Annotated in this window: 12 protein-coding genes; 2 read left to right on the forward strand and 10 right to left on the reverse strand. The window is 64.4% G+C overall.

Annotated elements, in window-relative coordinates; all coding sequences use genetic code 11:
* Nucleotide 1: 1 nt before the first annotated feature.
* The 3 genes from ASE71_RS00490 to ASE71_RS00500 form a co-directional block, all read right to left on the reverse strand.
* Nucleotides 2-823 (reverse strand): class I SAM-dependent methyltransferase, encoded by an 822-nt coding sequence (locus ASE71_RS00490; protein ID WP_320410574.1) that lies wholly within the window; start codon nucleotides 821-823, stop codon nucleotides 2-4.
* 25 nt (nucleotides 824-848) lie between these two features.
* A complete protein-coding gene (locus tag ASE71_RS00495; RefSeq protein ID WP_060521986.1) occupies nucleotides 849-2021 on the reverse strand; it encodes a glycerate kinase in 1173 nt (390 codons plus the stop codon).
* A 172-nt stretch (nucleotides 2022-2193) separates the two neighbouring features.
* Nucleotides 2194-3672 carry an SLC13 family permease gene (locus ASE71_RS00500; RefSeq protein ID WP_244496969.1) on the reverse strand — a complete coding sequence of 493 codons (1479 nt, stop codon included), beginning with the start codon at nucleotides 3670-3672 and terminating at the stop codon, nucleotides 2194-2196.
* Between the two features lie 228 nt (nucleotides 3673-3900).
* Between ASE71_RS00500 and ASE71_RS00505 the strand changes: the two genes are divergently transcribed.
* Complete coding sequence (locus ASE71_RS00505) at nucleotides 3901-4350, forward strand: pyridoxamine 5'-phosphate oxidase family protein (RefSeq protein ID WP_060521985.1); 450 nt, start codon at nucleotides 3901-3903, stop codon at nucleotides 4348-4350.
* Nucleotides 4351-4396: 46 nt separating this feature from the next.
* Here the strand turns inward: ASE71_RS00505 and ASE71_RS00510 are convergent, their stop codons facing one another.
* From ASE71_RS00510 to ASE71_RS00540, 7 genes are all read right to left on the reverse strand, one after another.
* Nucleotides 4397-5233, reverse strand: a complete 837-nt coding sequence (locus tag ASE71_RS00510) for a universal stress protein (protein ID WP_060521984.1) — start codon at nucleotides 5231-5233, stop codon at nucleotides 4397-4399.
* 249 nt (nucleotides 5234-5482) lie between these two features.
* Entirely contained in the window at nucleotides 5483-6727 is a 1245-nt protein-coding gene (locus ASE71_RS00515; RefSeq protein ID WP_060521983.1) for a Gfo/Idh/MocA family protein, read from the reverse strand.
* A gap of 81 nt (nucleotides 6728-6808) precedes the next feature.
* Nucleotides 6809-7828: a LacI family DNA-binding transcriptional regulator gene (locus tag ASE71_RS00520; protein ID WP_060521982.1), complete on the reverse strand. Its 1020-nt coding sequence runs from the start codon at nucleotides 7826-7828 to the stop codon at nucleotides 6809-6811.
* A complete protein-coding gene (locus tag ASE71_RS00525; protein WP_060521981.1) occupies nucleotides 7825-8781 on the reverse strand; it encodes an ABC transporter permease in 957 nt (318 codons plus the stop codon). The genes ASE71_RS00520 and ASE71_RS00525 overlap by 4 nt, the downstream gene beginning before the upstream one ends.
* Complete coding sequence (locus ASE71_RS00530; protein ID WP_034805955.1) at nucleotides 8778-9770, reverse strand: ABC transporter permease; 993 nt, start codon at nucleotides 9768-9770, stop codon at nucleotides 8778-8780. Before ASE71_RS00530 ends, ASE71_RS00525 begins: the two co-directional genes overlap by 4 nt.
* Nucleotides 9770-11275, reverse strand: a complete 1506-nt coding sequence (locus ASE71_RS00535; protein WP_060521980.1) for a sugar ABC transporter ATP-binding protein — start codon at nucleotides 11273-11275, stop codon at nucleotides 9770-9772. The genes ASE71_RS00530 and ASE71_RS00535 overlap by 1 nt, the downstream gene beginning before the upstream one ends.
* A gap of 164 nt (nucleotides 11276-11439) precedes the next feature.
* Nucleotides 11440-12465: an ABC transporter substrate-binding protein gene (locus ASE71_RS00540; RefSeq protein WP_060522074.1), complete on the reverse strand. Its 1026-nt coding sequence runs from the start codon at nucleotides 12463-12465 to the stop codon at nucleotides 11440-11442.
* A 451-nt stretch (nucleotides 12466-12916) separates the two neighbouring features.
* Between ASE71_RS00540 and ASE71_RS00545 the strand changes: the two genes are divergently transcribed.
* The gene (locus ASE71_RS00545; protein WP_060521979.1) at nucleotides 12917-13735 is read left to right on the forward strand and encodes a DUF3100 domain-containing protein; all 819 of its coding nucleotides are present in this window, start codon (nucleotides 12917-12919) and stop codon (nucleotides 13733-13735) included.
* Nucleotides 13736-13739: the final 4 nt, after the last annotated feature.

Genomic DNA, 13739 nt, shown 5'->3' on the forward strand with positions numbered 1-13739 from the left:
ACTACGGCTTTTGCCAATCCATGACCAGGAACGAGGGGACCCTTCTAAAGAGGTCCCTTTGTTCCGGTTCGCCGCCACGCGGCAATGGTTCGTCGAAATAGCGCAACTGCAGGCCCGCTCCCAGCAACAGCGACATGTAGGTGCTGAGCGGCCGGTGCCAGTTCATGACCCGAAGATCGCCCCAGCCGATCCAATCGGACCGTTCATCCATGTAGTGGTCGATCATGAAACTGCGCTTGCCATCGCCGCCATCGCGCCAGCCGGTCGGGTTGCTGGCGCTGTAAAAGCTGGTCAGGTTCGCGATCAGCAGATGACCGCCCGGGCGGAGAACCCGGTTCATCTCGCCAACCGCCGCATCCAGATCGGCGATGTCGATGAGGCTGAGATAGGCAACGACCAGATCGAAAGTCTTCTCCGCGAAAGGCAGTCCTTCGGCCTGTGCGATGCGATAGTCACCATCGGGATGCAGACGCCTCGCCTGACTAACGAGCGACCCGGCGGGATCGATGCCGACGGTGCTCAGCCCCTCCGCCGAAAGCAGCCGGCAGAACCGCCCCTCGCCGCACCCGACATCGAGGACAGCCCTTGCCCCGCTTTGCCGCGCCATTTCGAGCATGGGCGCATCGAGGACGAAGCGCCGCGCAAAATCCCCCTCGGCGCCCAGCCCGGAAATCCAGGCAGCCGCCGACTCCTCCCATCCATTTGACATTTTACGTTTGGTCCTCGTGATCCGTCCTGCGTTTACGAAGACTGAGAGGACAACCTTGGCGATCGCATGACGGTAGCGCCGCGCGGCTCCGGCGGGAGGCGGTAACGCCACCATCCCGCCAGACCGGTAGATGCGTCAATCAGGCAGCCAGTCCGCGTTCGTTGAGCAGCATGCCGACGCGCACCATGCGCACGGCGTCTTCCGCGGCGCGCACGAGCAGTTTCGGCGCGGCGTTGATGGCATCGTCGAGGGTGCAGGGCGCCTTCAGGATCGAGGCGAAAGCGTCGATGCCGTGCTCGAAATTGAGGGTCACGCCCTTGCCGATCGTACCGGCGAGAGCGATCACGGGACGGCCCGCCTCCTTGGCCCTGTGCCCGACCTCGGCCGGCACCTTGCCGAACGGCGTCTGCCCGTCGAGGCTGCCTTCGGCGGTGATCACCAGATCGGCCCTGGCGATCATGCTGTCGAGATCGAGATAGCGCATCACGATGTCGTAGCGCGGATGCAGCGCGCCGCCGAGCAGCCCCATGACCGCCGCCCCGAGACCACCGGACGCGCCCGCGCCCGGTGCGTCGCCGACCGCGATGCCGGTTGCCGTCTCGATGGCTGCGGCATAGGTCTCCATCGCGGCCGCGAGCAGTTCCACCTGCTCCGGCGTCGCGCCCTTCTGCGGTCCGAAGACGCGGGCGACGCCGCGCTCGCCGAGCAGCACATTGTGCCAGTTGACGGCCGCATCGATGCGAACCTCGGCAAGACGCGGATCGCGGCCCGAAATGTCGATGCGCGCCAGCGACGCGAGCGCCGCCCCGCCGGGCGCAAGTGGATTGCCCTCCCGGTCGACCAGCTGCACGCCCAAGGCTGCCGCCATGCCGGCGCCGCCATCGTTGATGCCGCTGTCGCCGCAGCCAAGCAGGATACGGCGGGCACCGGCGTCGAGGGCCGCCCGGATCAACTCACCGACGCCGTAGCTGGTGGTGAGGCAGGGGTTGCGGCGATCGCGCGGGACCAGTCGCAAACCGGCGGCCGCGGCCATTTCGATGACGGCCGTGCGTTCGGACTGCCCGCCGAGGAAACCGAAATGCGAGGCGACGGGTTCGCCGAGCGGGCCGGTCACGGTCAGTTCGTGCAGGCTGCCGCCGGTGATAGCGACGAGCGCCTTGGTGAAACCTTCGCCGCCGTCGACCATGGGCACCTTGAGGACTTCGGCGCTCGGGCAGGCGCGCAGCACGCCCTTCTCGATGCAGTCGGCAGCTTCTTCCGCCGACAGGCTTTCCTTGAAACCGGACGGTGCAACCAGAATGGTAAGTGACATGTGACAATCTCCTTGCACTTTTGTGACAATGCGGATGCAAGGGAGAAACGGCGGCTCGCCACGTTTATTCCGGCCGAAATGCAGAATTCTTTCTTTTGCGGGAAGAAAAAGAAAAGAGCCGAAGCGACAGACGCTTCGGCTCTTAAAATTATATTATATCAGATGCTTATCGTCATGTTTCCAACCCCACTGCAGGCCAGATCACAAGCGCGAACAAGGCAAGCAACGCGATGAACGGGAGCGCCAGCATCAAGGCCAGGCGCAGGAGATCGGAAGGGCTGAAAGCGGGTGGTTCCATACCTCCGAACAGCGCTACGGGCTTCGCCGAAACCATCAGCGTCTGGCAGAAGCCACTACCTATGGCTGTGACCATGATGAGGCTGGCGGGGCTGACCCCGAAGCCCGCCAGCGGCAGCGCAACGGCCGGAATGAGCACCGTCGCGCGAGCCGTTCGCGAGGCAAGGACGATATGGGCAAAGGTCGCGACCGCGATTGCGAGAAGCACGACCAGCCACGCCGGCGGCTTGCCGATCTGGCCGAAGGCACCGATCAGGCGATCGGCAAGTTCCGTCGCCGTGCCGGTCGACAGCAGCGCTTCGCCGATTACGAGCGTGCCGGCGAGGAACAGAAGCAGGTTCCACTCAACACCTTTCAGCGCCTTGCGGAACGGCATGCCGGAGATCTTTTCCGACGCGAGGACAAGAGCCCCGACGAGTGCCACCACCGGCAGCGCGATGCCGTGCAGGTCCGAGGTCGCGAGTGCTGCGACGATCGCAGCGGTCACGGCAAGGATTGCCTTGTCGCGCGCCGAAAACGGACGTTTCTCCGTAGGCGCGGCCGGCAGGTCGAGGCGCCAGTTCCGGTCGGCATCGTCGAGGAAGAAGCGCAGGATCAGGCCGCAGGCAAAGAGGCTCGTCAGCAGCGCGAAGGGCGCTGCAAGCAAGGCCCAGCCGAGGAAGCCCGGCGCTTCGCCGCCGCTGCGGCGAATGAAATCGACGGCGACGAGATGGGCGCCAGCGCCGGTCAGCGAGGCGGCCGCCGAAAGCAGGATCACCGACGGGAACAGGAGCGCCAGCGCACGGGTGATGCCCGGACGGCCGATGGTCGAGGCGAGCCCCAGAAAGACGGGCATGAAGATCGCCGCCCGTGCCGAGGTCGAGGGGATGACGAAGGCAGTCACGAAGATCGTCAGCGTCACCACCCAGAACAGCCGGCTGACGTCGCGGAAACGGGCAAGCAGCCGGAAGGCGAGCCGCTCAACGAGACCGGATGCCTGCAGCACCGCCGCAATCACCGATGCCGCCATCATCAGCCAGACAATGTCGTTGCCAAGCGCGGCATAAACCGCCTTTTCGCCGACGGCGCCGGTCACGGCCAAAGCCGCCGCCCCGGCAAGCGCCACCGGCGTTTCCGGCAGGTCGAAGATCGTCCAGCAGATCAGCGTCGTCGCAAACACCATCAGCGAAAGGCGCATCGGCAGCGCCAGGCCGTCAGCCGCGAGAAAGATCAGGACGGCGGCAAAGGCGACGAGCATTGCGCCGACGAGCAGGCGCACCTGGCTCACCGGCATATGGCCGTCAATGCGTTCGGCTACCGCCGCGTTCAGGGTGACGAGGTCTTTTTCCGAAGCGATCACCGGGCTGATGGTCATAGCTACGCTCCCTTTTTGCTGGCCCAGGCTCGCGCGGCAACCGCGCCGCACGAAAGCCACCGGGCTGATTTCGTGGGAGGGCAAACGGGGTGTCGGGCGGTTTATTCCGCTCGTGCCCGACAATTTTCGGCGCTGGAGGCCCGAAAGCCCGAATTGCGCGAGATCAATGCCTGTTCTCCTGACAGGCAGAGACTGGTGCCAGATGACCTCTTTCAAAAGGAGAGTTTCATGTTGATCAGGGAAATGTCGCGGCAGGAATGCATCGACCTCGTCGCCGAGAACCACATCGCCCGCCTCGGGTGCGTCCGGGATGGCCAGCCCTATGTCGTGCCCATCCAATATGCTTTTGCCGCCAACAGGCTCTACGGCTTTTCGATGCCCGGGCAGAAGATCGACTGGATGCGGGCCACTCCCCGCGTCTGCATTCAAATGGACACGGCAACGGACCGGAAGGACTGGCGAAGCGTCGTCATCTACGGCCGCTATCAGGAACTGCCGGATACGAATCAATGGCATCGCGAGCGCATGAACGCCTGGTCGCTTCTCGAACAGCGCGTGAACTGGTGGGAACCGGGCGGTCTGAAGCCCGGCGATCAGGCAATTACCGGCGCCTCGCCGCATCTCTTCTTCGAAATCGAGATCGATGAGGTGACCGGGCGGGCAGCCACTGTGGGTTGATGACCGTCGGCGCGCAGTCAGATGGCTGCGCGCTCGGCCGTGCCTGTCAATGGGCCATCAGCACGGGTACCACTGCGTTTTCGAGCATCGAGCGGGTGACGCCGCCGAAGACGCGTTCACGCATTCTGGAGTGGCCATAGGCGCCCATGACGATCAGATCGGCGGCCACGTCGGAAGCGAAGCGATTGATCACTTCATCGACCCGATGCCCGCCGCTCGGCAGCCGCTCGACGGAAACCGAAACGCCATGCCGGGCAAGGTAGCCGGCGATATCGGCACCGGGTTCCTCGCCGTTCTTGCCGTAGGCGGAACGCGGGTCGACCATCGTCACGTGGACGATCTTGGCGCCCTTCAGCAGGTCGAGCGCTTCGCGCACCGCACGGGCCGCTTCCAGCCGGGAGTTCCAGGCAAGCACCACCGTCTTCGGATCAAGCCGCGCGGGCTTGCCCTTGGGCAGGACGAGGACCGGTCGCGCGGAGTTGAACAGCGTCCCGTCGATGGTGCGCGACCGTAGCTCCGGGTCCAGCATCAGGCCGTCGCCCACGAGCGTCAGGTCGGCATAGCGTGCGCGCTCGCCGATCTCGTCATCGGCCCAGGCAGCCTCGGTGTATTTCGTTTCGACGCTGAACGAGATGCCTTCCCGGGTGAGAACGTCGGTTGCGCTTGCCACGCAGGATTCGAGCTTGTCGACCTCGCGCTGACGTTCGTTCAGCCAGTCAATCGAGATGGCGGCGGCAAAATCGCCGATCGGCGGAGAAGCGGCGAGCTTGACGATCAACAGGGAGAGGTGAGCGTTTGCCGAAGCGCAGACCTGTGCCGCGGCACGCAGATCGTCTGCAGAATGATCGACGCCGACCACGGCGAGAATTGTCTTGTATGTCATCGCGTTTCCTCCTCGCGACCGGACTTAAGAACTGAGTCAGCCTAGGCAAATGCGCACCCGGCGACATTGATCCCCGTCAACCGGGATCATGGAGGAAAGCGTATAATTATGGGGGCCTCTACCCGCAGGCGTCTACGCCGACCGCCCTCGTTGCGGGCGGGGCGGCGAAGACGGTCATTACCTCCGCCGCCCAATTGCTCCGCAAACTCGGCGTCACGGCCTCGACCACGCGGGCCTGAACTTCAGTCGTCAGGCACCCCGGCGCGCGACGACCGGCACGTAATGTTCGAGCTCCGGCGCCGGGAAGTTGAGCGTCGCGTTGATTTCTGCCGACCGGTAAAGCCCCATCAGCATCTCGACGACAGCAAGGCCGTCCTCGAAGGTTTCGAGCGGCTTTTCGCCCTTGCGGAAGCACTCGACCATGTGGCGGTTTTCGTCGGTATAGCCGTAGACGCCGGCCTCGTCCTCGAGCACCGGCATCAGGCCCTGCTCGGCATTCTGCTTTTCGACGAGGTCCTCGCCCTCCGAGCCCTTGACCTCGCGCGACATGAAGATCTTCAGGCCGGTGGAGAGCGAATTGTATTCGAGCGCATATTCCGGTCCGAGCAATTCGAGCTGGATGCGCAAGCCGGCGCCGACATAGGCCCAGGAGGTGGTCGCCTCGATCATCAGCTCGTTGCCGTCCTGGTCTTCGAGCGTCACCGTGGCGCGGGCAAAATCCTCGGACGGCCGGTTGCGATAATCGACCTCGTTGCCGAAGCGATTGCGCAGTTGTTCGGCATAGTGGGGACGCGTCCATTTGAGGTTGGCGACGGTGCCGTTTACCGCCTTGATCTTCAGCGAATTGCGCGGCGCACCGGGCGCCGTCAGCAGGTAGCGCGCGACCTCGACGCTGTGGCACATCATGTCCGAAAGCACGCCGCCGCCCTGCTTGTCGCCCTGCCAGAACCAGGGTTCGTGCGGGCCGGAATGTTCCTCGGCCGCGCGCGCCAGATAGGGGCGCCCGGTGGTCGACGCCGCGCGCCGCCAGATGATTTCCTTGCCACGCAGCACCGGCGTGCAGAAAACCTGGTTTTCCAGATAACCGTGGTTGAGGCCGGCATCCTCGGCCAGCGACAGCATCTCGCGGGCTTCGGCAACCGTGCGGGCAAGCGGCTTTTCGCAGGCAACGGCGAAGACCTTGCTGCGGCCGTCCTTGACGGCCTTGTGCAGCGAACGCATGACGTCGATGCGGGTGTAGTTGGGCGAAAGGATCCAGACCGCGTCGACGTCATCGGCGGTCAGCAGCGCTTCCAGGCTTTCATGCGTGCGGCAGCTGCCGAGACCAAGCGCCTCGACCTCATTTGCAAATTTCTCGCGGTTCTCGGCCTTGCGGCTGAAGACGCCGGTGACCTCGACATTACGCACGCCGATCATCGATTTCAGATGGAAATGGGCGATGAAGCCCGATCCGACGAAACCCACGCGCAGCGTCTGCTTCGGTAGCTGTGTCATTCTCTTCTCCCATTGATCGATTTTGGTAACGGCGGGGTGCGGGCGGAAAACCGCACGCGGCTTTCCTCGTCCCACCTCCGGCTATTTACGTGGCGGCGCGGTGCTGCCACGGATGTTGAGCGTGGTCGGCAGGACGATGGCCGGCTCTGCGGCGACGTCACCATCCGAGAGGACGTTGAGAAGCTGCGACATCGCCGTGCGACCGATGTCGGCGCGCGGCTGGCTGACGGTCGTCAGCGGCGGATAGAAGGCCTTGCTGAGATAGAGATCGTCGAAGCCGACGACCGAGACGTCTCCGGGCACGTCGCGGCCAAGCCGCCGTAGCGCATGGATTGCGCCGTAGGCCATCTCGTCGTTGGCGGCGAAAATCGCGGTCGGCGGCTCCGGCAGGGCGAAAAGGTCCGAGGCGCAGGCCTCGCCGCTTTCGAGCAGGTAGTCGCCGCGCACCTCGTACCCCTCGGGGACCGCAAGGCCGGCCGCTTTCATGGCGGCCCTATAGCCGTCGCGGCGGCGGAGCGCCATGACCTCCGGCAGGGGACCAGCGATATGGGCGATGCGGCGATGGCCGAGCGCGATCAGATGGTCGACCGCAGCCTCAGCGGCGGCGACGTTGTCGATCTGCACATGCGGGAAGCCGGACCCCTCGATCATTTCGAGCGCGATAACGACAGGCAGATGCGAGAGATCGGCGCTTTCGCCCGGCTCAGGCGGCGGCAGCTTGCCGGTCATCAGGATCATGCCGTCGGCATGGCCGTCGCGCAGCATGTTGAAATACTCGACCTCGCGGTCCGGGTCGTTCTCGGTGTTGCCCATGAGGACGGCGTAACCGGCCTCGCGCGCCGTCGCCTCCACGCCCTTCAGGATCTCGAGGTAGAAGGGGTTGCCGACGTCGCGCACGACAAGCAGTACCGACATCGACCGGCGCGTTCGCAAGTTGCGGGCGCTGACATTCGGGCGGTAGTTGAGCTCGCGCGCCAGCGCGTTGATGCGCTGGCGTGTCTCGTCCGTCACCAGCGACGAGCCGCTCAGTGCCCGCGAGACGGTCGCGACCGAGACTCCGGCGCGTTCTGCGATATCCTTGATCTTCGGCCGCTCGCTCATGCGCGCATCGCCCTCCCGCGGCCGTAGAACAGCATCAGCAGCAGCAGCGTCGCGCCGAACACCATCTGACGGCCGGACTCGTCGATGTTCACCGTCGTCAGGATGCCCTGGAGGATGACAAGCAGCAGCGCGCCAGCCATGGTCCCGGTGTAACCGCCCTTGCCGCCGGCAAGCGACGTGCCGCCGAAGACGACGGCGATGATCGACGACAGCATGTATTGCTCGCCGACATTGGCGAAGGACGAGCCGGAATAACCGAGCAGGCAGAGCCCGGCGATCGCGGCGAACATGCCCGAGATCATGAAAAGGCCGATGCGCATGAGCCGAACCGGCACGCCGGCCATATAGGCCGCGTGTTCATTGGAGCCGATCGCGTAGATCCGATGACCGAAGACGGTGCGGTTCAGCATGAAGGCCATGAACAGGCCGATCGCGATCCAGAGCCAGATGATGCCGGGAATGCCGAGCGCCAGCGGCTGGGTCACGAAGGCGGAGAGGCCGGGCGCGGCGCGGCCCGAAGGGATGCCCTGGCGGATGACCACCAGCAGGCCCTGCAGCACGCCCAGCATGCCGAGTGTCATCACCAGCGGCGGGATGCGCAGAAGCGTGACGCCGAGGCCGTTCAAAAGGCCGAAGAAGGCGCCGGCCGCAAGACAAGCAAGCACCGCCGGCAGGATGCCGCCATCGGCACCGTTCATGACATTGCCGGCGATGATCGCCGAGAGCGACACGACGCCGCCGACGGAGAGGTCGATGCCCTCGCGGCCGCCGAGAATGACGACGTTTTGCCCGGCGGCGACGATGCCGAGCAGCGAGGCGACGATCAAGAGCCGCAGGATCTGATCGGCCGAGGCAAAACCCGGCGACAGGCTTTGGCCAAGATAGAGCAGCGCGACGATGAGGATGAGCGCCACGACCAACGGCTGTTTGAAGAACGACGTAACCCAGCTCATGCGCGTGCCCTCCGACCGGCGAGCACGCCGGCCATCAAGACGATCAGAATGGCGAGGCCCTGGACGAAGTTCTGCCATTCCGACGGCGTGCCCATGAAGAAGACCAGCGAATTGACGAGGCCGATCGTCAGGGCGCCGAGCAGAGAGCCGACCACCGTCGTCCAGCCGCCGGCAAGCGCACTGCCGCCAAGCACGACGGCGGCGACGCTGTAGAGCGTCATCTTGCCGCCGACCAGCGGATCGCCGCTCGCCGTATCGCCCGTCAGGCAAAAAGCGGCAAGCGCCGAGAACAGCCCGCACAGAAGGTAGCCCTTGATGCGGACGGCGACGACCGGAAGCCCGGTCTGATAGGCGGCCTGCTGGTCGTCACCGACGGCCAGCAGTTCGGTGACGATGCGCGTGCGCGACAGGAAGTAAAGCAGGACAGCCAGCGCCGCGAGCACGTAGAAGACGAAGGGCAGGCCCAAGAGCCGGCCGCCATAGGTGCGCCAGAACAGTGCCGGCGCCGGCGTACCGGCAACGGGCATGACATAAAGCGCCAGCCCGGTGAAGAAGATGCTGGTCGCAAACGTGGCGACGATCGCCTGCAGCCGAAGTGCTGCGACGACCAGTCCGTTGACCAGCCCGCAGGCAAGTCCGATGAGGACGCCGAGCGCAAGTGCGAGCAGCACGGCACCGGCGCCGCCGCCCCAGCGCTCCATCAGGACGACGATCGCGACATTGACCAGCGACAGCGTCGCGCCGGCGGAAAGATCGATATCGCCGGCGGAGACGACATATGTCTGCGCGATCGCCAGCATGATCAGCGCCATATAGGTGCTGAGCAGACCCGTCAGCGAGCGGTAGCTCAGGCTGTTGGGTGAAAAGAGGCCGTTCAGCGCCAGCAGCACGATGAGGATGACCAGTGCCGGCAGGAAGGGGTAGCGCTCGAGCCAGGAGCGCAGCCCACCGCTCCTTGGAGAGGAAATGTCTGTCGCGGTCGATGTCATCATGCGGCCTCGTATGCAGCCTGGTAGAGATTGTAGCGGGTGCGATCGTCGCCGATCAGCTCGCGTGTCACCGAGCCGCCGTTGAAGACGAGGATACGGTTGGCGTTGCCGAGCAGCTCGGCGTCCTCGGACGAATAGAGCAGGATGCCGAGGCCTTCGGCCGCAAGCTGGCGAATGAGCGCAAAGAGATCGGCCTTGGCCTGGAGGTCGATGCCCTTGGTCGGGTCGTCGAGCAGCAGCACGTCGGGCCGATCGATCAGCCATCGGGCGATGATCACCTTCTGCTGGTTGCCGCCGGAAAGCGAATTGATCGGATGGAAGAGGCTCGCAAACTTGGTGTGCATCGCTTCGAGCGCCGGCATCACCTTGTTCTTGAGGCTCGAGGGCCGCGCGAGCATCAGCCGGTCGCGAAGATAATGGATCGGCGTGACGTTCTCGATGATCGGACGGCCGCTGATGACGCCGTCGCGACCGCGGTCGCCGGAGACATAGGCGCAGCCGCGGCGGATGGCGTCGCGCGGGCTTTTGGCACCATAGCGTTCGCCGCCGATCGTCACCTCACCCGATAAGACGGTGCCTGCGCCGAAGATCGCCCGCAGCAGCGTAGACTGCCCCTGGCCGTGCAACCCGCCGAGGCCGAGGATCTCACCCTTCGCCACTTCGAAACTGACATCGCGAAAGCCTTTGCCCGAGAGGCTGCGAACGGAGATCGCCGTCTGCGCGCCAGTTTCCACCACCGCCGGCGCCGATGACCTTGCAGCCGGCATGTCGCTGGCGCCGCCGACCATCAGCCGGATGACCGTTGCCGGGTCGGTCTCGGAGAGTTTCAACGTCTCGATGGTCTCGCCGTCGCGGATGATCGTCACGCGATCGCCGATCGCGGTGATTTCGTCCATGCGGTGCGAGATGAATATGATGCCGCGACCCTGGCCTTTGAGATCGCGCAGGATCTCGAAGAAGCGATCGACCTGGGCGCGGTCAAGTGCGGAGGTCGGCTCGTCGAAGATCAGGATCGGCGCTTCGCTGGCGAGCGCCTTCATGATCTCCACCAGTTGCCGCTGGTCCGCCCGGAGATTGCCGACCAGGGCCTCCGCGTGGAAACCTTCGCCGGAGACCTCCGAGAACAAGGCGATGTAGCGCGCCGCGCGCGCCTTCATTGCCGCCCGGTCGATGAAGAGGCCGGCCTTCACCGGCAGGGCGGAAAGGCAGATGTTTTCCTCGACCGACCGGTGGCTGGCGAGGCTGAGTTCCTGGTAGAAAATGCCGATGCCGGCGGCGCGTGCGGCTTGCGGCCCGGAGATCGTCACGCGCTTGTCGTTGATCAGGATCTGGCCGCCATCCGGCCGGACGCTGCCGGCGATGATCTTGCACAGCGTGCTCTTGCCGGAGCCGTTCGAGCCCATCAGCACATGCACTTCGCCGGCAGCGATCTCAAGGTCGCCGCGGCGTAGCGCCAGCGTTGCGCCGTAAGCCTTGCTCACGCCGTTCAGTCTCAGTTTCGACATCGGCTGTCGTCCATTTGGTTGCTTGCCGCATCTTCAGGGATGCTCGCGCTCGGCACCGGCTCCACTGCAGCGATCTTTCACGCCCGATCGGCCTTGGTCGGCGGCCATCTGCGGCATCGGTCGCCGGGCGGCTCAAGACAAGAGCCGCCCGGCGAAACCCGAACTTACTTGAACAACGCCGTGGCGTCGTCGATCGAAAGCGCGTTGGTGTAGGAGTAGTAGCCCGGCTTGCCGTCGAGTTGCTTGGCGGCGTCGCCAAGGTTCTTGCTGTCGATGAACGGGATCGGCAGATACATGGCGTTCTTGTACTGGCCAGCCGTTGCCGGCTCCTTCAGTTCCTTGCCCTGCAGCATCAGCACCGCAACGTTGAGCGCGCTTCCCATGACGCCCGGCGGGTTGACGGTCGCGCCGGAATTCAGCTTGTCCTTGACCCAGAGGTCGATGAAGTCCTTGCGGATTTCGCCGGTTGCGGCGATCTGGCTGGTCTTGCCCGCATCCATGATCGACTTCCAGGCGCCGGCCGCCATGCCGTCCTGAACAACGACGCCGTTGATATCAGGATAGGTTGCAAGGATGTTCTGCATCGCCTGCTGGCCCTGGGCCTGATCCCAGTTGGCGTTGACCTCGTTGACCACCTGCAGATCCGGATAATCCTTGAAGACACTCTTGTAGCCGGCGACGCGCATTTCATTGGCCGGATGACCGGCGACGCCGTTGATGGCGACCACCTTGCCCTTGCCGCCGAGCGTGTCAGCCAGCCACTTGGCGCCGGCAGCGCCCCAGGCCGTCTGGTCGATGCCGACATAGGTCGCATCCGGCGAGGAAACCTCAGCGTCCGTCGCGATCACCAGGATGCCGGCTTCCTTCGCCTGTGCGAAGATCGGATCGAAGGCCGTCGGGCTGTTGGGGTTGATGATGATGGCGTTAACGCCTTCGGCGATGAAGTTGCGCACATGCGCGATCTGCCCGGGTACATCGACATTGGCGCTCTGGACGGAGACTTCGACGTCGACGCCCTTCTCCTTCCACTTCGCCGCGGCCTCCTTGGCCTCGTCGATCATCTGCGTGCGCCATTCGCTGCCGACCCAGCCGTTGGACAGGCCGATCTTGAAAGTCTCGGCATTGGCGAAAGAAGCGGAAATGGCAATGGTTGCGACAGCGCCAAGCGCTGCGGCGATAAATTTCTTCATCAGATCCTCCCAAATCTTGCGAAAACCATGAAGCCAGAAAATGTAATCGATTTCAATGGGCATTTTCAGGGAATTTTGTGCGGTTTCGTTTTCCGCCGCCGGGAGGATCAAGGAGATAATGGAAAGCGTCGGGCGCGGGCAGAATAGACTTCGGCAATTGTCTCACCGAGAGAAGCCAATAGCGCTTGGCTCCCCCTCCCCGCTGTGCGACAGCAAAGCCAGAGGCGGCGACGATTCGTCGTTGCGCCAACTGGAATGAACTGCAGGAATGACGCCATGACATGAAGGCGCTGCGGGATTGATCCCGATGGCCGCCCGAACAGCGGCCCGCCCGTTGCTCAAATCGCAACACTTCGTTGCTTGCCGGCCGGCTAGCCGCAATTTGCCCTCACCGCCTACTCTGAACGCTGGGCAAAGAACAACAACTGGCTCCCAACCAGAGGAGAACATCATGACCGGGAAAACCGGAGCCGCCTCGGGCGCGCTCTATTTGCATATCTTTGTGCTGGCGATCGTCATCGTCTCCGAGCTGATCGGCATTCAGCGTCTGCCGATCGGTATCGGCACCGTCATCTTCCTGCCGATCCTTTACGCCTTCGCGCTCGGCATCGCCTTCAATCCGGCCATTTTCAAGGCGACCGGCAAGTTCCTGTCGCGCGATGCGGTCAAGCTTTCCGGCGCGATGATCACCGTTGCCATCATGCCGTTCATCGCCAAGTTCGGAACGACGGTCGGCCCGCAGATTTCGCAGATCATCGAGGCCGGCCCGGCGCTGGTTCTGCAGGAGCTCGGCAATCTCGGCACGATCATCGTCGCCTTCCCGGTCGCAGTGTTCCTTCTCAAGATGGGCCGTGAAGCCGTCGGCGCCACCTATTCGATCGACCGCGAGCCGAACATCGCACTGATCGCCGACAAATACGGCCTCAACTCGCCGGAAGGTGCCGGCGCCATGGGCGTTTATGCCACCGGCACGCTGATCGGCACCTTCGTCTTCGCCATCATGCCGCCGATCGTCCACGGCCTCGGCATCTTCGACGTGCGTGCGCTCGCCATGTCCTGCGGCGTCGGCTCCGGCTCGATGCTGGCGGCCTGCACCGGCGGTCTTGTCGCGGCGGTGCCGGACCAGAAGGACATCATTCTCGCGCTCGCCGCCGCCAGCAACATCCTGACCTATGCCACCGGCCTCTATGTCGGCATGTTCGTGGCGCTGCCGTTGACGGAGTGGCTCTACAACAAGGCGCGCCCGTCCGAGCGTCGCACCGCAGCCTGATCGG

It is taken from the genome of Ensifer sp. Root954, from assembly GCF_001429005.1.
GTDB lineage: Bacteria > Pseudomonadota > Alphaproteobacteria > Rhizobiales > Rhizobiaceae > Ensifer > Ensifer adhaerens.